The sequence below is a fragment of the Pedobacter zeae genome, assembly GCF_014196715.1.
Classification (GTDB): Bacteria; Bacteroidota; Bacteroidia; order Sphingobacteriales; family Sphingobacteriaceae; genus Pedobacter; species Pedobacter zeae.
This window is the reverse complement of sequence record NZ_JACIEF010000001.1, coordinates 654,872-675,776: the sequence shown is the minus strand read 5'-3', so window position 1 is coordinate 675,776 and position 20,905 is coordinate 654,872. Positions and strand designations below refer to the sequence as shown.

Annotated in this window: 11 protein-coding genes; 2 read left to right on the top strand and 9 right to left on the bottom strand. The window is 43.4% G+C overall.

Features of this window, described 5'->3' with window-relative positions; all coding sequences use genetic code 11:
* From GGQ60_RS02685 to GGQ60_RS02645, 9 genes are all read right to left on the bottom strand, one after another.
* Nucleotides 1-1,188, bottom strand: coding sequence for an alginate lyase family protein (locus GGQ60_RS02685; protein ID WP_183759846.1), 1,188 nt, complete (start codon nt 1,186-1,188; stop codon nt 1-3).
* A 10-nt stretch (nt 1,189-1,198) separates the two neighbouring features.
* A complete protein-coding gene (locus GGQ60_RS02680; RefSeq protein WP_183759845.1) occupies nt 1,199-3,658 on the bottom strand; it encodes a glycoside hydrolase family 2 TIM barrel-domain containing protein in 2,460 nt (819 codons plus the stop codon).
* A gap of 61 nt (nt 3,659-3,719) precedes the next feature.
* Complete coding sequence (locus GGQ60_RS02675; RefSeq protein ID WP_183759844.1) at nt 3,720-6,359, bottom strand: glycoside hydrolase family 2 TIM barrel-domain containing protein; 2,640 nt, start codon at nt 6,357-6,359, stop codon at nt 3,720-3,722.
* Between the two features lie 140 nt (nt 6,360-6,499).
* Complete coding sequence (locus GGQ60_RS02670) at nt 6,500-7,594, bottom strand: endo-1,4-beta-xylanase (protein WP_229685068.1); 1,095 nt, start codon at nt 7,592-7,594, stop codon at nt 6,500-6,502.
* The gene (locus tag GGQ60_RS02665; protein WP_183759843.1) at nt 7,594-9,423 is read right to left on the bottom strand and encodes a glycoside hydrolase family 2 protein; all 1,830 of its coding nucleotides are present in this window, start codon (nt 9,421-9,423) and stop codon (nt 7,594-7,596) included. The genes GGQ60_RS02670 and GGQ60_RS02665 overlap by 1 nt, the downstream gene beginning before the upstream one ends.
* 105 nt (nt 9,424-9,528) lie before the next feature.
* A complete protein-coding gene (locus tag GGQ60_RS02660) occupies nt 9,529-11,232 on the bottom strand; it encodes a RagB/SusD family nutrient uptake outer membrane protein (protein WP_183759842.1) in 1,704 nt (567 codons plus the stop codon).
* Nucleotides 11,233-11,253: 21 nt separating this feature from the next.
* Entirely contained in the window at nt 11,254-14,280 is a 3,027-nt protein-coding gene (locus tag GGQ60_RS02655; protein WP_183759841.1) for a SusC/RagA family TonB-linked outer membrane protein, read from the bottom strand.
* 89 nt (nt 14,281-14,369) lie between these two features.
* Nucleotides 14,370-16,088 carry a RagB/SusD family nutrient uptake outer membrane protein gene (locus tag GGQ60_RS02650; RefSeq protein WP_183759840.1) on the bottom strand — a complete coding sequence of 573 codons (1,719 nt, stop codon included), beginning with the start codon at nt 16,086-16,088 and terminating at the stop codon, nt 14,370-14,372.
* A 4-nt stretch (nt 16,089-16,092) separates the two neighbouring features.
* Nucleotides 16,093-19,242 carry a SusC/RagA family TonB-linked outer membrane protein gene (locus GGQ60_RS02645; RefSeq protein ID WP_183759839.1) on the bottom strand — a complete coding sequence of 1,050 codons (3,150 nt, stop codon included), beginning with the start codon at nt 19,240-19,242 and terminating at the stop codon, nt 16,093-16,095.
* A gap of 230 nt (nt 19,243-19,472) precedes the next feature.
* Here GGQ60_RS02645 and GGQ60_RS22935 point away from each other — a divergent pair, with 230 nt between their 5' ends.
* Both GGQ60_RS22935 and GGQ60_RS02640 read left to right on the top strand, forming a co-directional pair.
* Nucleotides 19,473-19,604 (top strand): hypothetical protein, encoded by a 132-nt coding sequence (locus tag GGQ60_RS22935; protein WP_260300562.1) that lies wholly within the window; start codon nt 19,473-19,475, stop codon nt 19,602-19,604.
* A 97-nt stretch (nt 19,605-19,701) separates the two neighbouring features.
* Nucleotides 19,702-20,736, top strand: coding sequence for a LacI family DNA-binding transcriptional regulator (locus tag GGQ60_RS02640; protein ID WP_188834840.1), 1,035 nt, complete (start codon nt 19,702-19,704; stop codon nt 20,734-20,736).
* Nucleotides 20,737-20,905: the final 169 nt, after the last annotated feature.

Below are 20,905 nucleotides of genomic sequence, written 5' to 3'. Positions count from 1 at the left end.
TTATAACCAGATTAATGGGTTGCGGATGGGTAAATTTCTGATGACTTCTTCTACCTGTGGCTGGTGGTCTAATTTTGCCCAGGTTTGGTACCAGCTAGACTGATTAAATTCTACCGCACCAAACAATAAAAAAGGCTGTGCAACCGGCCAGTTATTCCAGTACATCACATCAGGCTTTAAGGTCCACTTGCTTTTATCAGCGATAAACGGGTACAGGTAATTGATTCCTTTTTTGATTGACTTGCCGTCGGCAGTTTCAAAGTTCCATAGGTTATCTTTTGGGCCGGACAGGATTTGGCAGAGCATGGTCATGGCGTCGAGGTTAAAGATCGAATAGCCATAAGGTTTTGTTCTGGCCATTTCCAACGGGAAACTGCCGTCAGTTTCCATCTGGCCGGGCAGCAAAATGGTTTTATAACGGTTGCGTAAGGAATCGAGCATATTTTCGTCGCCACATAGTTTGGCAAATGAGGCTACCTGCATGGCCCAACAGGTAGCATGGTTGTTTTTGACGGTTTTCTCCTGTATGCCTGGTTTACTGGTATTTAACCACAAGGTGTAATCGGCAAACCATTTTTTAACACCCCTGGCCGTATTTGGGTCAAAAGCTTTGGCTTTTTGCATCACATAAGCACCTTGCGCCACCTCCATTAAATGAATGGTATCAATAATGCCATAATTACGGCCGGTAAATTTGCCTTTTACGGCCTGCGCAAAAAGCAGGTTGGGGTTCATTAACGTTTCGGCATTGATAAACCAGGCCTGAAAATGTTTAACCGCTACCTGAACATATTTTTCATCGCCGGTAATTTTATAGGCAGAAGCCAGGGCGCCGATAATCTTGCTGAAACGCACCATGGCTTTACGGTGGTCAAGAAAGTTATCGGGATTGGTTAATCCGTCCCTGTTGATGTAGGGTCCGTTGGGGTTTTGCGGATCGGGCCAGAAATAATCGGCTTCGGAGAAAAAATCATGTTTCCCGCCGGCACTTCGCGCCGAAGATGAAGCGGTTACCGTTATTGGCTTTTGTTGCATGGCCCAGGCAGCCTCGGCCAGGATCTGCTTTTTTAGCAGTGCCGCAGCCTTTTTTTCGAACTCAGTTCCTTTCGGATCTGGCTTTTGCGAGGCATATACCCTTCCGCTGAAAAAGAGCAGTGCGATGAACGTATATGGGATAAGTTTTTTCATGGTTTAACGATTATAATGTTGTAAAAACAGTTTTCAATCCTTCGGCATGTACAGCTACCACACTCTGCCCCTGGTTTAATTTTACCCTGATAACCGCCCTGCCATTATAAGCCTGCACTTTCCGGGATCCTGAAGAAGTTCCCTGATTATCAATTAATTTACCATCGCCAGTTAAACCAAATCTTATCCAGTTGATGGCATCTAAACACAACAGCCCTTGCTCATCCAAAAGCTTCACTTCAACAGTGGCCACATCATCCTGCTGGTCGATTTTCTTCAATACCAATGTAGCTGGTTTGGTCCATTTTTCGGTTTGATAAGTAAAATTAATTTCATCGGTCACCATTTCTTTACCTTTTCTGGCGATAACTTTAACCGTGTTTTCGCCTTTTACGAAAGGCAGGTTCCAGCGCAGGCCGGCAGCAGGGTAATCCTGGCTGTTGCGTTTTTTACTGCCATAGCTTTTACCATTTAAGAAGATCTCTGCCTCGTTACAGTTCGAATAAACTTTAACCATTTTTTGCTCGCCTTCATTGCCCCAGCGTACCGGCCAGGTATGCCCGTAAATGTGTACCATCGGTTTTTCTGTCCAGTAGGACTGGAAAACATAATAGGCTTCTTTTTTAGTGAAATCGCGCTCTACTACCCCTTTCTGATTGACGTAGGGCACCGGGTTATCCGGACGTACCGGTGTAGAAAAATCTTTAAAAGGCCAGTAGGCTGTTCCACTTAACCAGGGCATATTTTCCTGTTCTTTTAAGTGCCAGTCGATGAGATTGGTAATGTACGATTCGCTCCAGTCGCCATCTTTTGAAATCCTGGCGGCACCACCGTATAACGAGGCATCGCCGGCCCTTTCATCGGCACTGCCTCCGGTCTTGATTTTACTTAAGGCTTTATCGGGATTCTCGGAATGGCGCAGCGCATGGCTATCGCCCCCCCATTCCACATGTAAAAAACGCTTCACTTTGGCAAACTCGTCTTCCGAAGCTTTTTTATAATCAGTATAGGCCCCGCGGTACCAGCCGGCCCAGATAGAGGGCGAATACACGTCTACAATATCGCTGCAAAAATCGCAGCGGCGGATGGCCGTGTAACGGGATGGATCGAGCTGGTGCGAAAGATCGTTCAGTTCTTTCATAAAAGCCCTGATTTTTTCTTTATCAAATTCAGGAAAATCGCCCGGCCAGTCGTTTTCGTTGCCCATGCCCCAGATAATAATGGCCGGGTGGTTATAGTGCTGCGCTACCATATTGGTGAGCATTCTTTTGGCCTGTTGCTGATAAATATTCCCACCCAAACCGCCACGGCACCAGGGGATTTCTTCCCAGACCACAATGCCCAAACTATCGCAAAGGTTTAATACAATACGCGATTGCTGGTAATGGCCCAAACGGATAAAATTAACCCCCATATCTTTCATCATCTGCATTTCCTGGCGGATCATCCCTTCAGTCATGGCTGCTGCCACACCTGCATGATCTTCATGGCGGTGTGTGCCACGCAACAATACACGTTTTCCGTTTAGCTTAAATGGCCCTTTCTCTACAAATTCGATATGACGGAAGCCAATTTTCTCTTCTCCTTTGTAATTGCCTGTTGTGGCGGTAACTTCATATTGCAAGGTATACTGCAGCGGTTGACCGGTACTCCATAAAGCAGGCTTTTTAATTTCGATCTCCCAGAGCTTTAAATCATCGGAAAGCGCTATTTTTTTATCTGTTTCCCTTACAATTTTACCATTCGGCGCAACCAGTTTAAATTTAATGCCTGCACCGCCAACATGAGCGGGATCATAAAACCTGGCCTTAACACTTAACTTACCCAACTTGCCCTGCGCATCTACCTCTGCTTTGGCAAATAGCTGATCTACTGAAAGCGCTGGTGCATACACCAGGTTGAGGTAGCGGTAAATACCGCCATAAACATTAAAATCAGACAGGTTGGAAGGGATCATTTCGAGGTCCCTGGAATTATCGGTCCTGATCGAAACCGGAACCTTACCTTTAAACTGTTTCTGATAAACATCGGTCTTTTTAAAAGCAGCTACCGCATCGGTAATATCAACCTTCCATTCGTCGTAGCCTCCAACGTGCGTAGCCACTTTGGTGGTATATACGTAAACCTCTGTTTTTTGCCCTGCACCTTCAAAATGCAGGATGGTTCTGCCGTTTTGATAGGGGTTAGAGATGTTAAGTTGTGTACGGTACCAGGCCGGCCCCTGGTAATAGTTTACATCAGGATCGACCGCATCTTCTGCATTTACACAATGCGGCAAACTTACTTTCTGCCAAAGGGGTACCGCCTCCGGATTGCCCATACCAACAGGCCGAACGGCTTCCCAGATCCCGCCCAAATCCTGCTTTAAAAACTCCCAATTGTTATTTAAACGAACTGATTGCTGCGCAAACAACAACTGGCTGGTGAAGAGCATAATGAATAAAGATATACGGGCAATTTGCTTTAACATGTGGGATGGATATTAAATTTTTAAACGTCGATCGATAAAAAAGGGTTCATTATTTTATGGATTAATAGATTTTTCGGAGCTGAATGGCATTTAACAAGGGTTTACCCGCTATGGGTTTAAAATCAATCGAAATGCCACTGCCGTTTTGTACGGTAATGCGGGTGGTTTTCTTCACCGCTGTGGTATAACCAAAATCTGCGGCCAGGTTGAGTTTGGGCAAAAATGCCGTTCCATTGATAGAAACATCAAACACACGTTGCTCCTCTACCTCTTTTTTATGGTTATTATCTAAATTATAAGCCAAGGCTTCTTTGGTTTCGCCACCAACCAATTCGGCAAAGTAAAGGGCAAGGTCGTACTCGCCATCAGGCACATCGAATTTAAACTGTTTAATGTTTACCTGCTGTGTCTGATAAACCGGATCGTTACCGGTACCCAAAATATTTTTGTCGCTGCCATAGGTAATCCGGTTATTGGTTCCTTTGTAGGGCTCGCCCCCTATCCAACCCCAGGCACCCGGTTTATAAGGCTGGCCGGGTATCCAAACCTGATGCTCCTGATCGTCGATGTAAAAGCGTTTGGCTCCTAAAAGGATGTTGATGTTTTTAAAAGGAACCCGGTTATCGTTAAAGGTAAAGGGCTGCAACTGGAAATGAATCTCTGCCTGATCGTTCTGATCGCCCGAAACCACGCGTAATTGATTTTTCCCGTTGGCAAAAGGCACCTGCCAATCGATCAGGTGATCAACAGCATCTTTTATTCCCAAACTTTTACCATTAACGAAAAGTTCGGCAGATTTTAAGTTCGTAGCGATTTGGACGGGCTGGGTGCTGGTTAAAGCAGCAGAATCGGCTATACCTGTGCGGTCTTGCCATGCCGCGGAGGTGATTTTAAGGTAAGGCTGGCCCAATAAATAAGCCTGGTATAGAAAATACGTATCTTTTGGCTGCCGCCCAATCGTTAACAAACCTTTATTGTTGATGTGTGGCATCGTTTCTTCGCGTGTTTCGGAGTTAAAGTCGGCCAGGTTCCAGGCTATTCCGCCTGCTACAAAAGGCCGGCTCAACATGGCATTTAAATATACCTGGTTAAATTTGAGGCCATACTCTACACTTTTATCGAAACGGATGGGCGAAAAAGACCGGATCCTCGGATCGGCATCTGCCCCGTATTCGGTTACCATGAATGGGGTATTGGGCAACTCTTTATGGTGGCGGTCTAAAAATTTGCCGAAATCTTCCGGAACGCCCGAATACCAGCCAGAATACAGGTTCCAGCCCACAATCATTGGGATTTTAGTTAAACCTACTTTGTTATAAATATCCCAGGCGCCGTGGTTAACCAAAAGGGTGTAACGTGATGGATCCAGCTTACGGGTTAAACTGTCGAGTTTTTGTGCAAGCTCGCGTACATGTGTAAAATAAACCTGCTGACGGGCTTTATCATTCGAAAACTTTAAGCGAAGCAAAATCTCGTTCATGTATGCCCAGATGATCACACTGGGGTGGTTGAAATGCTGCCTGATCATTTCCGTTTGCATATTTAAACAGTTGCTTGTAAAAGCTTCTGTTTCGGTAATGGTGTTTACCACCGGAATTTCTACAGAGGCCAGAATGCCCAGGCGATCGCAGGCCTCTAAAATCTGCGGATCCTGCGGATAATGCGCTACCCTTAAAAAATTCCCGCCCATGGCCTTAAGCAGCTCAATATCCCTGATCTGCAGCGCATCGGGTGTGGCATTACCCCTGTTTTCGTAATCCTGATGACGGCTTGCACCAATGATTTTCAGGGGTTTATCATTCAAGAAAAATCCTTTCGCGGCATCAAATCTAAACCAGCGGAAACCGAGTGGATTAGCTACCTGATCGATTACAGCGTTGGTTTTAACATCGACAATTTGGGTAACCACGCGGTATAAGTAAGGGTTTTCCGGCGACCATAACTCGGGCTTTTGAACCGATTTAATGTCCTGAATGATCGTTTTATTTTCGTTTTTATGGATCGTTACCGCACTGGTTTGCTTGTTAACTACACTGCCTTTTGCATCAAAAATAGTGGTGATCACCTGCACTTTTTGTGCAGCCAAAGTGTTATCGATAGTGCTTTTAACCTGTACACTTGCAGCTAAAGCCGAAACCTGTGGCGTAGTGATAAAAACACCACTGCTTCCATGGTCTTTCTGTGAAAAATGAACCGGGTTGGCAATTAATAAGCTTACGTTACGGTATAAACCACCAAAAAAAGTGAAATCGGCCGTTAAAGGGGGAATGTCTTCGTTGAAACGGTTATTGGCCCTAACTTCGATTACATCATCCTTATAATTGAGATAGGCAGAAATGGGTACGATAAAACGGGTGTAACTGCCGATATGTTTGGCTGCAGAACGGCCATTTACCAAAACTTCTGCTTCCTGCGCCACGCCGTTAAAAACCAAAAATACAGCTTTGCCTTTTACGCTTTCATCGAGCTTTAGTTTGCGTTTATAAATGCCCAAGCCACGGTAATAACCAGGCGCATCATCTAATACATCTTTATCATTCCAGGTATGTGGAAGATCTACCCGCTCTACCGGCCCGTTCTCTTTGTTAAACTCCCATTGATCGTTTAAACTGATGATTTTCCGTCCGCCATCCTGGGCAAAACCCGTTAAGCCTGTAGTTGCTGCAATAAGTAGTAAAAAAAGTGATTTCGCTTTTAACATTCGTTTAGTTTTTCAATTCGCTTTATTGGGCTTGTGTTGCTATGTTTTTTTTTGACCACAAAGGCGCAGGTTGTTGTGATTTATTTCTCCCTGGCTAAACCCTTTTTTCCACGGAGGCACGGAGAATTTTCCTGTTCACCTTATTTAACGCCATCTAAAATTCCCTGATAAGCTGCCTTTCGCTGGTATTGTGCATCAAAAGGCAATGGCCAATCCGGACGGTTGTAATTTGATGGGATCCAGCTATCAGCATCGGTAACATTCCATTGCGTAATGCCATATTGCTGACTTTTAGGGATGGCATTATACGCTTTAACAATGGCTTTGTATTTTGCGGCCTGTTGCTCGCCCAAGGCAGTGGTGTAGGTCATGGTTTGCAGGTTATCAGGATTTAAAGAAATATCGATCTCTGAAATGTGGATTTTTAAACCTGTTGCCGCTGCTGTAGTGATAGCGGCACTTAGATTGGCATCGCTCTGCGTAACGCGGGTATGCATCTGGAGGCCGATCCCATCAATGGGAATGCCTTTATTTTTCAAATCTGTAACCAGGTTCAGGATTGCGGTACGTTTGGTGGGGCCAAATTCGTGACCATAATCGTTGTAAAACAGTAGTGCATTTGGATCGGCTTCATGCGCGTACTGAAATGCCCTGCCGATATAATCGACACCCAATTTTTGTAACCAGATGCTTGGCCGCATGGTGCCATCTTCGTTAACGGCTTCGTTTACCACGTCCCAAGAGGCTACTTTACCTTTAAAATGCCCTACAACGGTTTGGATGTGGGTTTTTAAGAGATTTTCCCATTCGGCCGTGGTACCCTGGAAATTATTTACCCAATCTGGTAATGATTTATACCAATTCAACGTGTGGCCGTGTACTCTTTTTCCATTGGCTACGGCAAAATCAACCAGGTAATCGGCATCGCTCCAGGTATAGGTATCTTTTGACGGATGCACGGATGCAAATTTCATGGCATTTTCTGCCGTAACACTATTAAATTCTTTAATAACCAGATTGCGGTAATTAGTATTGCTTTTTAACAGGCTTACATTAACAGCAGCGCCCATGGGGAAAGGCATACTTTTTAACGTAATTTCTGCCGTTGATTGCGTTGGTGTTACCGTTCCGGGATCGATACTGGTGCTTTTGTATTTGGCACAGGAAATGGCTAACAGCGCCACCGGAATCACGACTTTCGAAGCGAAACTAATTTTCGTTAATCTGTTCATCATTATTTGTATTTAAGCTGTATTTGGTCGTAAAAGTCTTTCAGCACATAATAAGCCTTCTTTTTCTTGCCTGTTTCGCTGATCAGGCCTTTACGGTTCCAGAAATTCTGGTAAATGGGATGTTGTCTTCTCGGCGACCTGAAATCGGTTAAAATCCATGGCGTCATGCCGCGCAAAGCGCCGATTTTGGTGAGCATGGTAATCTGGTTTTTATACAATGCTTCCTGGTACTCTTCACTCCAGCGGGTGTTTTCATCAGCATGGAAACCACCCAGTGCATCGCCGCCAAACTCGGTAATCACCACTGGTTTTTTATATTTGATGTCGAAATTGTACTTGGTAATTTCGGAAGGATTACCCCCCCAGTACCAGCCGGCATATTCGTTAAAACTAACCAAATCAATTTTTTCGCCCAGAGGATCGTTTAAAATGATGTTGTTTCCTTCGCGGTGCACCTCTAAAGCGGCGGCTACCAAACGGGTATCGTCCAGTGAGCGGGCGGTTTCAGCCAGGTTGCTCATGAAACTTAAACGGGCATCGCTAAGTGGGGTTTCATTCCCGATCGACCAAACTATTACACTTGCCCGGTTTTTATCGCGTACAATTAAATCAGTTAATTGCTGTTTTGCATTGGCATAGGTTGCCGGGTTGGTCCAGCTGATGGTCCAGTAAACCGGTACTTCGGCCCAAACCAATAATCCCATTTCATCAGCAAGGCGAATCATTTCTTCGTTGTGCGGGTAATGCGCCAGGCGAACGTAGTTGCAGTTCATGTCTTTTGCCCATTGCAACATCATGCGCATATCGCCCTCGCCACGTAAACGGCCGGCTAAAAGCGGGTTCTCATCATGTAGCGATATTCCCCTTAAAAAAACAGATTTACCATTTAACAGGAGGCTGTCACCATCAACACGGATGGTTCTGAAACCAATTTTATCGTTAATATTTTCCTTATCGGTTTTAATATTTACGGCATATAATTTTGGTGTTTCCGGCGACCACAAGCTTAAATTGTTCCAGGTAAACTCATCTGTAACTTTGCCCTCGCCATCTGTTTTGTATTTCTTCTCCAGCTTCAGCTCAGGAACAGAAAGCGTTATTTCCTGTCCGGCAGTGGCATCGGCAAGTTTTACCGAAAAATTTAACAGGTTATTATTGCCTTTAACCAATTGAAGTTTATAATCGCTGATAAAATGCTCAGGAAATTCGGCTAAAAAAACATCGCGTGTAATGCCCCCGTAATTCCACCAATCGGTGTTTACCGTTGGAATTTCATCCTGTTTGCGAATATTATCTACTTTAAGTACAATGGAGTTTTCGCCAGCTTTTAAGTTATTGGTTACCTCGAACTGGAAGGGGGTAAACCCGCCTTTATGCACCCCTAATTTTTTACCGTTCAGGTAAACATGGGCTTCGTAATTTACCGCACCGAAGTATACGAAATACCTTTTCCCCTTTTCGGGTTTGGCATCGAACTTTTTGCGGAGCCAGACATTGCCTTCGTAAAGTTCTAATTTTTCGGACTGCGAATTCCAATCTCCGGGAACATTCATTTGGGGCGAATGGTCAAAATCGTATTCGATCAGCTCCGATTTATCTTTCTGAACCCTATCGTCATAATACCCCCCGGTTCCGGTTTTCGATTGATCGAACGGATCATGACGGTAATCGTAATACCCGTTTTCGTAAGGATCTATAATATAATTCCATTTACCATTAAGGCTCTGGATTTTCCGGCCCTGAATGTTTTGTATAGCGGTAACCTGACCGTAACTGATTGATGAAAGGAGCGAAAAGCAGATTAAAAATGCGCTATAGGTTGTTTTCAGCATAACTTAAGTTTTATTATAAATTAATTGATCGTTTCCAAAACTAACAATTAATTAACGGACGATGTTCCCACGACCGGCCTAAATTTGAGCAATTTAATTTTTTGATTAATATCCTGCATTTTGTTTAAGTGATGGCGCCCTGTTTAATTCGTTTTGCGAAATTGGATACAGATAATTTTTTGCGGTGAAAACCCTGTTTTCGACCACGAAAGGCTGGTAGCTATAAACCCCTGGCGAAACCAGGCTGATCCGCATACCGGTTACATTTTTGTTGAAACTTGTTTCGCCTTCTTTCCATCTTCTCACATCGTAAAAACGGTGTTCTTCGAAACATAACTCTACCCTGCGTTCGTTACGGATCCGTTTACGCAGTTCTTCTTTGGTTGGCGCCACATAACCGTTTCCGGCCGGATTGGTCGTTTGTAAAGCTGGCATGGCTACCCCTGAGCGGTTACGGAGTGCATTTAAACTGGATAAAATCTGTGGTAAAGCTGCTGTGCCCTGCGCTTCGTTTAATGCTTCGGCATAGTTTAACAATACTTCGGCATAGCGGAAGAAGATCCACGGCCTGCGCACATTGGTATTGGAAGAGTTATTCCATACCGCGCTTTCACTTAAAAACTTACGTAAATAATATCCGGTTTTTGTGGCGTTCACATTTAAACCCAAACCATCTTTACCGCCAACAAATGTTTCAACAGGTTTACTTTTAAAAGTAGAGCCATTATACATAATAGCAAAATTCAACCGCGGGTCTCTGTTTGCATACGGATTTGATGCGTTATAACCCGAAGCAACATCGCTAATCGGGCGCCCGGTTGTTTTCATCTCAAAGGCATCAACCAGTTCCTGTGTAGGGTTGGTGCGGCCGTTTGCCCCGTCATAACTGATGGGTGCATTATTGGTTTCGATGCTATTGGTATTAAGGGTTTGCGTAGCAAAAATAACTTCGGTATTATAGGCCGCCCCTGATACGTTCCACAACCAGATATTTGGGTAGGAAGAGTAAATGGCATGTTTGCCCGTATCCATTACCCGCTTGGCGGCATCGGCGGCAGCCTGCCATTTCGCTGCATCGCCACTGGGGTTGTATTGAGGGCTTGCCGCATACAATAATAACCTTGCTTTTAATGCCATTGCAGCCGTTTGAGTTGCCCTGCCCCTGCTGGCCACCGCCCAATCAGTTGGGCCCAATGGTAGCCGGGCAATTGCCGAATCGCAATCTGAAGAAATCTGCGCCACACATTCATCAAAAGTGTTTCGTGGTAAATCTAAATTCTCATCGGCATTTAAAACCCTGGTAACCAATACGGCACTGCCATAGCGTTTTACCAGTTCGAAATGAAAGAATGCCCTTAGAAAGAACGCTTCGCCACGCAATCGCGCAATATCCTGGGCAAAGGTTAAACCATCAGAGGGGATAATGGCACTTTTTGGCGCATTAACCAAAAACATATTGGTTTTACGGATGCCGGTATACATTGCGGTGTACACATCATCTACCACCCTGACAGGCCCCCAGGTGCCGTTATTTAAAATATTAATATTGGAATTAAGATTGGAATTTACGGCCTCATCACTACCGGAAGCCAACATAGCCCCATCATTATCGAGGTTATAACGGTCAGAAAGTGTAGCATAAATATTGTTTAAAAAGTTCCGGGCAAAATCAGGATTTGCCCAAACCTGGGCTTCCGAAACATCGCCATTTGGCGTAACTGCACCATCTTGCAAAAAACCATCTTTTTTACAACCTGCCATATAAATTGCTGATGCGGCAAGAAGTATGTAGTATATATTTTTTTTCATCTTGTTAAGATTACAGTTTAGTTAAAATTTCAAGTTCAATCCAAATGAATAGATCTTCATATAAGGGTAATAAGCACCCGATGATGCTGTTCCGTAAGCATAACCAGATTCAGGTAATTCCGGATCGATGGGTAGATTGCCGAGTTTATCAAACGTCAATAAGTTTAATCCGCTTACATAAAACCTTAACTGAGATAGTTTTAAACGCTTCACAAACGATGCAGGAAGCGAATAGCCTAACTCAATATTTTTCAGCCTCAGGTAATCGCCCGAGCGCACCCAGAAATCAGAATTCTGCGTATTGTTACCGCGATCGGCCACCAATAACCTTGGATAGGTTGCATCCGGGTTGGTTGGGGTCCAACGGTCTACACTAAACTGGTTAATATAACCTGTTGTAGCGTTGCCCGAAATAACCAAATCGTGAATGCTGATGCTTCGGCCACCCATGCCCTGAAAAAGAAAGTTCAGATCAAAACCTTTCATGGCTACACTTGCACCAAAACCATAGAAAGATTTTGGAACGAAGTTGAAATCGGTGTTTACAAAGTCGAGGTTGTCGATTACACCGTCATTGTTCTGATCCTTATATTTAATATCACCAGGTCCAACTGTTCTTGAAAAACGTTGTACCGGTGAGGCATCTACTTCTGCCTGCGACTGGAAAATTCCGATAGCTTCTAACATGCTGCTTACATAACCTGTGCCCTGAATTACACTGGAAACTTCGTGGCCAACCCTCGATTGGTAAGCCGGAATACCGGCGCCTTCGTTTATCGAGATGATTTTACTTTTGGTATAGGTATAGTTTGCAAACAGATTTAGATCTACAGCACCGATTTTTTTGTAAAAATTAAGGTTGGTTTCAAAACCTTTGTAAGATGCCTCCCCTTCATTTACCTGTAAAAGGGTTTGGCCAAGCACATTTGGAAGTAATGAGTTGGTTAACAGATTTTTCCGGTCTTCAGAGAAATAATCAGCACTGACAGACAGCGCTTGTTTAAACAATTTTGCATCGAAACCAATGCTGCCTTTATAAGCCTTTTCCCATGTTAAATTAGGGTTGGCCAAAGGCCTTTGCTCGGTACCGCCTACCCCGGTGTAGCTGGTGCCGAAATTATACCCGGTACCACTTCTGTTAAAATAATCGTTAAAAGCGAAACGGCGTAAATTGTCGGTAGCATCATTCCCAACCAAGCCATATGAACCCCTGATTTTTAACAGATCAAGAAACCCGGAGGCACCTTTCATAAAACTTTCGTCAGACAATATCCACCCTGCCGAAGCCGCCGGAAAGAAACCGTAACGTTTTCCTGGGGCAAAACTTTCAGAACCGGAAACCGTTCCGATCAGGTCCAGGTAATAACGTTGGTTATAATTATACGACAGGCGGTTAGACCAGCCTTCCCTACGCTGATCCAGAGCGGTAAAGGTTGAATAATTAGCTCTTGAGCCACGTGTGGTAAACTTGATGCCATGTTTACCAAAAGTACGATCGTAATCGAAACCTAACCATAACTCGTTCCTGCGCAGGTTACCCATAAAAGAGTTGGCTGCATAACTCACAATAGATGCGGTGCCATAAGTAGCGGGACCACCCGGAGCAAATGGATCAACAGTGGCGTAAGTCTGGTTAAAGCCATAACGGTATGTTCCGGCTACATCATAAGAATAAAATACATTAAAAGATAAGCCTTTGGTAATGCTTTCCAGTTTCTGGGTTGCAGTTATTGTAGCCAATAAATTCCTGGTTAAATCGGTACTTACCCCTCTCGATTCCAACATCGCCAAGGGATTATTGGCCGGAAAGATCGAATTTCCGCCATAACTTCCATCGGCATTTAACACCGGAAAAGCATTTGCCGGAGTACCATACACCGTGTTTAAGAAGGTGCCTGTGCCAATATTCGGAAAGCGAAGGTTGGTAATGCGTCCGCCAATATCAAGAGATACATCCAATGATTTGCTTACATGCAGATCGATATTGGTGCGCAGGTTATAACGGTTAAAATTGGTATTGCCATCATAAGTAGGGTTATTACCACCTTTATAGATACCAGATTGATTGTAAGCACTTACCAGTGTATAATATTTAATAAAAGCGTTACCGCCGGTAACAGTAGCTACATAACGTTGTGTAGGCGCCACCTGCCTGATATAATCTTTAACAAAATTATTGTTTGGGTACCGGTAAGGATCAGAACCGGTTTGATAAGCCTGTAAGGCCGTAGCATTATAGGCTGGTGCGGCGCCTCCGTTTACAAGCGCTTCGTTATAAAGTGTTGCATAAGAATAGGCATCAAGCGGACTGGCAATATTCAGCGGCTGTTGTATACCGGCCTGTGCATCAAAAGTAACCTTGGTTGATGTAGCACTGCCGCGGCGGGTTTTTACATAAATTACACCGTTTGCCCCATACATGCCATACCAGGCGATGGTTCCGGCATCTTTTAATACGCTTATACTTTCAATTTCGCCCAAGTCCATCGATTTAAAATCGCGCTCCACACCATCAACCAATACCAGTGGTTCCTGGTTATTGTTGTAGGATGAACGTCCGCGGATCAGAAAACTGGATACATCATAACCAGGCTGCTGTGAACCATTTGGAATAATAGCCAAACCTGATAGGCGGCCCGAAAACACATTGTTCAAGGAAGATGAAGGGATCTGGGGAAGATCATCAGCTTTTAAGGTGCTGATGGTTGCGGTAATCTCCCTTCTTTTTCTTACACCAAACGGAATGTACACATTGTCGTCATCTCCGGCATCTACGAGCGTTTTGCTTAAGATAACCGGCGCCTGATTTACCTCCAATGCAGGTTTAAGCACCAAACCATAACCGATCATTTTAAAAACAAGCACATCGCTTGATGTAGTTTGAAGGGTAAAAGAACCATCCATACCGGTTGTGACTGATCTGTTGCTTTTATCTTCCTGTATGGTAATTACCACGCCGGGAAGTGGTGCTTTGTTCTGATCTAAAACTTTGCTGGTAACAGTAAGCGCCTCATCGGGTGTTTGCCCGCTAACTTTTAGTACTGCCATCCACAAAAAAAGAAAGCAAACTATATATTTTGATTTTGATAATTTCATAACTGAATAAAATCTGTTTTGCGTGATATTAAACATATGGTTTATTCCCATCCCGGATTTTGGATTAACACCCCATTACTCTTATAAATCTCAGACCTGGGAATAGGGTAACGATCTTGTTTGGCAGTATATGTTTTTTGAAAATTTGGTCCCAGTACCACCGGCGTATAAGTAAATGAACCATTGCTGTTTTTAACCACGTTCATTCCATACATCGGGGTAGCAATAACCTGAGGGCCGATTTTCCAGCGCATAATATCGTACCAGCGGTGATCTTCGAAAGCCAGTTCTATCGCACGTTCGTGGCGGATGGCTAGCCTCATCTCGTCCTGGGTCATATTGGCTTTTAAGCCATACAGGTTGTTGGCACCAGCAGCAATTCCTGCGCGGGCACGGATATCCGTTAATTGTTTGTAAACGGAGGCATCCGGACCATTTGCTTCATTCTGGGCCTCGGCATAGTTTAACATGATCTCGGCATAGCGAAAGAAAATATAATTAATTAAAGCTGTACCCGAAGTACCGCCCAAACGCACATAGGTTTCCGGCCAGTATTTTTTGCAGTAATACCGGGTAGCGGTATAGATAATATTTGTAGGGTTCCAATCTTTACCATAAGTAACTACACCCGTTGATGAAGTGGAAGACCACATTTCGATCTTTTTACCTTGCCAGGCCTGATCATTATACAGAATATTGGCGTAAAAACGGGGATCTCTGTTGAGGTACGGCTGCTGAGGATTATACCCGGAAGTTGCATCTGTAATGGCTTTGCCATTTGCCATTTCGTACATATCCACATGATTCTGGGTTGGATTCATCTGGCCCTGTGCCCCACCAGAACCCGGAGACATGGCATAATCTGCCAAAATTCCGTCAATTGCCCTTGGGCCCCTGATTTTGATCATAATGTATTCAGGAGAGGAAGCCATATTTAATATATCAGCATAGGTAGATTGCAAGGCATAAGTCTGGCCGGCACTGGTGCCATCCATTAACTTACTGGCTGCATCTGCTGCCAGTTGCCATTTGGCTTTATCGTTATTGGGATTATTAAGCGGACTTGCTGCATATAAAAGCACCCGCGATTTAAGGGCTAATGCGCCGCCTTTAGTTGCTCTTCCATAATTTGAAGCTCCATTATCGGCATCGTTGTTGAGTAAGGTAACGGCTTTATCTAAATCGGCAATAATAAAATCGACACAGGCCTGATAAGAGGCTCTTGGAAAATTAATGTCGTCGTTTACGCTATATTCCTTATCCATTATCGGCACGCCACCAAATCTTTTGATGAGTTCGAAATAGGAAAAAGCACGTAAAAAACGCATTTCACCTTCAATTCGCTGTTTCGGAAAAACGGTGGCAGCAGGCACGCCGGCCATTCTGGCCAATACTTTATTGTTGATAGCGATACCGGCATAACACCTGGTCCAAACATCGCGCATATCGTTTAAAGATGCAGAATTGGAATGATCATGGTATAATCCCCTGTTTAATGTGGTAACACTGGATTCGGAGTTGCCTGATACGGCTTCATCAGAAGCCTGGGCAGTCGATCCGCGGTGATCATTAAACCTCGCATAATCATTAATCATATAATTGTATGCCGCATCAGCATAACTTGCTGCCCTAAGCGGATCGGCAAATACCCCATTATCATCCAAAGCAATTTCCGGCGTCCTGTTTAAGAAATCTTTTTTACAGGAAATGGTAAGGAGTGTGAGCAAAAAAACTAAAGAGTATATTTTATAATTTTTCATCTGATTAAAAATTAACGTTAACACCAAGATTGAAAACTTTAGATGATGGATAAAGTGATTGAAGCGGGAAAGTTTGGTTTACGGTGTTTAAGTTTTCAGGATCTACATACATTTTAAACTTCGTCCATGTGTATAGATTTTGTCCGTTGGCAAACACCCTGATGCTTCCAATTTTCAAAGCACTTGTCCAGGCTTGCGGTAAAGTCCAGGCTAACTCTACGTTCCTTAATTTAATGTATGCTGCATTTTGGAGGATAAAATCGTTAAGCGAGTAATTTAATCCTGTATAGCCCCTTGCATGTAATGCCGGCCAGGTTGCCGTAGCAGCATTTTCAGGTGTCCAGGCATTAAGCATGAACGGATACATCTGCTGCCCGTTATTTTGTTCCGTTAAAATAACGTTCGAACTTACATGGGCCACTCCCTGGAACATTACCGATAGCGTGATGCCTTTGTAGGCCAACCTTGGCGTAAGGCTAAAAATATATTCTGGATTTGGTGAATAGCCGATCGAGGTCCGATCATCGGGGGTGATCACCCCATCCCCGTTTAAATCTTTAAATTTCAGATCACCGGGAATCGGTGTAACGCCCTGCGGTTTAACTGAAGCAGCAACATCAGCCGCTGAGGTATAAAAGCCATCATTCAGATAACCGATAAACTGCCCTACCGGCTTTCCTTCCGTTTTTTGGGCATCAGGTGTTCCGGCTGGTTCTGATGCGTTTTTAACTATATTTTTCGCGTAACTCAACTGCCCGTTCAATCCGAAGCTAAACTGATCGATTTTACCCTGGTAATCCAGTTCCACTTCATAACCTTTATTGTAAACCACACCAACATTTAGCGATGGATAGATATGGCCAAAAGATAAAAGCTGATCTTTTGGAGAAGTTAAAATATCTTTACGGGTTTCGTCAAATACATCGACGTTTAATTTTAAGGCATCCTTTAAGAAACGTGCCTCCATGCCCAGGTTCCGTTTTGTTCCGGTTTCCCAGGTAATTTTCGGGTTGCCTAAACCATTATCCGGAATATAGATGGTTGGGTAAGTGGTTGGCGAATTGGGTGAACCAAATTGAAGTGCCGGAAAAACACTTGTTGGAATGGAGGTATAACTGGTTAGGAATAAAAACCTGCCAATTCCCTGATCGTTACCAACCAAGCCATAACTTCCCCTGAATTTTAAATAGGTAATGGCATTGTTCTTTTTCCAGAAAGGTTCGTTAGAAACGGTCCATCCGGCAGAAAATGATGGAAAAAAGCCATATTGCTGACTTGGAAAACCTAAGAAACCTTCAAAGGCAAAGTTTTCGGATCCATTGTAAGCGGCATTAAATTCTGCAAAATACCGTTGTGCATAGTTATAGGTAACCCTTCCAACCAGGCCTTGTGCGGCTCTTGGCGGTGCGGTATAAATATCGCCACCATTGGTACGCACCAGTTGGCGGGTACCCAAAATTAAACCAGATACATTGCTTTTACCGAAATCGCGGTCGTAATAAAAACCTGTTTGCAGGTTATAATTTGTACTTCCCTGCGTAACACTGATAATGGAGCTTAAAGGCTCATCACGGTTCCTGGTATCAGTAGAAAGCGTAATAGCACCCGATTTACGGTCATAAACATAAGCAGCCCAGTTTGCATTTCTACGTTGCTGGTTTACAAAATAAGAATCGTAGCCAAAATTGGTTTTAAAAGATAAACCTTTGGTAATAAACCCTAATTTATATTCGAGGTTAAAAGTACTTTCAATGGTATTGCTATCGTCGTTACGTGTTCCGTAACGGGTTAAAATGGCATAAGGATTCCAGATGTTGGTACCCACGTTCGGGTTTGCCGTAATTCTGCCATCAGGCAAAGTAACCGGATAGGCATAAGCCGGAACCTGCAGAATACGCGAGATCATGCCTTCGATTGTGTCGTAAGAGAATGCTGACGAAGACAACAGGCCGGATGGCTGGTAGCGGTTAGAAAAACGGCCGCCGAGCTTAATCCCAACGGTAAAATCTTTATTCAGTTGTAAATCAACATTAGAACGGAAATTGTAACGGCTAAAATTAGGCACTGTATTGATGCCATAAGGCGAGTCGAATTTTTTAAAAATCCCATCCTGAAAGGAATAGCCAGCAGAAACAAAATATTTGGCAATTCTGGTTCCGCCGTTAATATTGATATTGTGTGCCGTTTGAGGATAAAATTTGCGTGTTAGATAATCAAACCATTGTACATCCGGATAGCCGACAGGATCAGATCCGTCTTTAAACTTTTGCAGTTCATCATCAGCGAAAGGAGCTGCCTGGCCATCGTTTTTATAAGCCTGGTTGAGCAGGCGGGCATTGTCGTAAGCGTTTAAGCCAACGGCCAAACCGGTATAGGTCTGTAAAGCCACATTACCGGTATAGGTAATCCGTGGTTTACCAATTTTTCCCTGCTTCGTGGTGATTACAATTACACCATTTGCTCCCCTGATACCATAAATTGAGGTGGAAGCAGCATCTTTCAACACGGTTACTGTTTCAATTTCATTAGGATCTACATCCGCAAAACTTGGCCTTTCGATTCCATCTACCACAACAATTGCCGAAGAATTATTATAAGTAGCTACGCCGCGTACTTTAAGTGTAGAAGCATCGGCCCCAGGTTGCCCACTGGTTTGAACGGCCTGTAAACCAGGTAACCTGCCAATTAAACTATTGGTTGGGTTTGGGGTTGGCGATTTCATGATGTCTTCAGAACTGATCTGTGCAACTGCGCCCGTTAACGTTGATTTTTTCTGTGTACCATAACCCACCACCATTACTTCGTCTAATCCCTGCGCATCGTCTTCTATGGTAACATTGATTACCGTTTTACCTGCAACTGCTATTTCTTTTGTAGCATAGCCTACGTAAACAAAAACCAATACAGAATTTCCGTTAGTACCTTTAATGGTGTATTTTCCATTATCATCGGTAACTGTACCAATCTGTGTTCCTTTTATCCGCACACTTACCCCTGGTAAAGTAATGCCCTTGTTATCTTTTACCGTACCAGTTACCGTGGTTTGTGCAAAGGCTGCAAAGGAGGAACAGATCAGCAAAAGAAAAGTGAAGGTATAAAGCATTTTTAGCCATTGGATTTTTTGAACCCCAACAGATGGTAAAGTGCTTTTCAAATTGTAAAGTTTATCCATAATTACAATAAATATTATCTATTTTGTTAAAATTCAGTGCGCAGCCGGTCCTTATTAAATAGGTTGGTATGGTACAAACCCAGCTAATTCAGTGTAAAAAAATTGCCCGCCATGTGCTCAATCAAGCGGTCAGGAAAATGCCTGAACGTTGCGCTTAAGCGTCTTGAGAATGATATGATTCGGTCTTTAAAGTGTAATACTTTTGAGACAAAATGAGGGTAGCGCTTGCAATTACGCCTGATACTTCAGTAATTGCCCTTGTAAAGCCGAAAGAAGTGAGTAATGATTTCATCATATTTTATTTGGTTAGTTTGTATTGGTATGACGAATTTAGAAAAGCTTAAAAGATTAAAACGTTTTAAATAGATCAAAACATTGCAAAATACACTTCAACTCCATTTCAAACGTTTGAAATAATTACGTTTTTTTCTTAACTATGCAATGATATTGGAAAAGATGATGAACAATACCCCTGTTACACTAAAATTCTTGGCTGAAAAGTTAAAGATGTCCGTTTCAACAGTATCAAAGGCCCTTAATAACTACCCCACCATAAACGAATACACGAAACAACGTGTACAGGAACTGGCCCGCGAGCTGCACTTCTTGCCCAACAAATCAGCCATTAATTTAAAGGAGAGAAAATCGCATCTCATCGGTATTATTCTACCCAACCTGTTAGATCACTTTTTTACGCGCAGCATTTATGGCGTAGAGCAATTTGCCACACAGAATGGATACAATATCATCATCAGCCAATCGCATGATGACCTGGAAAAAGAGATCCAATCGGCAAATATGTTATTGCGTAACCGGGTTGACGGTTTAATTGTGGCGATCTCAAAACACACTCAGGATTTTGCGCATTTAAACCAGTTCGAAAACATGGGCATTCCGGTAGTATATTATACCCGGAACCCGAGTTTTAACTTAAGCTGCCATAAAGTTTTGGGCAATACTTTTCAGGGCTGTTACCAGGCGACAAAATTTTTAATAGACCGCGGACATCAGAAGATCGCCTATTTAGGCGGCCCGAAAATGATTAATTTCACGCACGATCGCTTTAATGGCTACATCAATGCGTTAAAAGATAATCAACTGCCTTTTTCTTCACAATTGGTTGCCTATACCGATTTTGATCCCGAAAATACCATCTCGGCCATTAAGAAATTATTTACCGATACAGAAAATGTGCCTACGGCACTGGTGGCATTTAAAGAGCCGATCCTGTTTGATGCCATAAAATACCTGAAATCGATCAATTACCCGAATTTTAACAAAATTGAATGTATAGGATTTGGGAACACCTCTTTCATCAGTTACCTCAATTCGCCCCCTATTGCCTCTATTGAAGAAAATCCTGAATCGGTAGGCACAAATGCAATAAAATTATTGCTTCAGTTAATCAATAAGGAAATCGATATCAGGAACTACCAAAAGATAATGGTAGATTGTAAGCTGGTTGTGCACGGGTAGTGGTTGGCGGCAAGCGTTTGGCGATTAGCGTTCTACCCCAAATCTGTGGGAACCACATTGCACCAATTCGTATTATTTCTTAACTAAGCGTTTGGCGTTTTTATGCTAAAATCTGCGCTTATCATCTGCCATCTGCGGGAAACAAATTGCACCAAACCTTAATATTCCT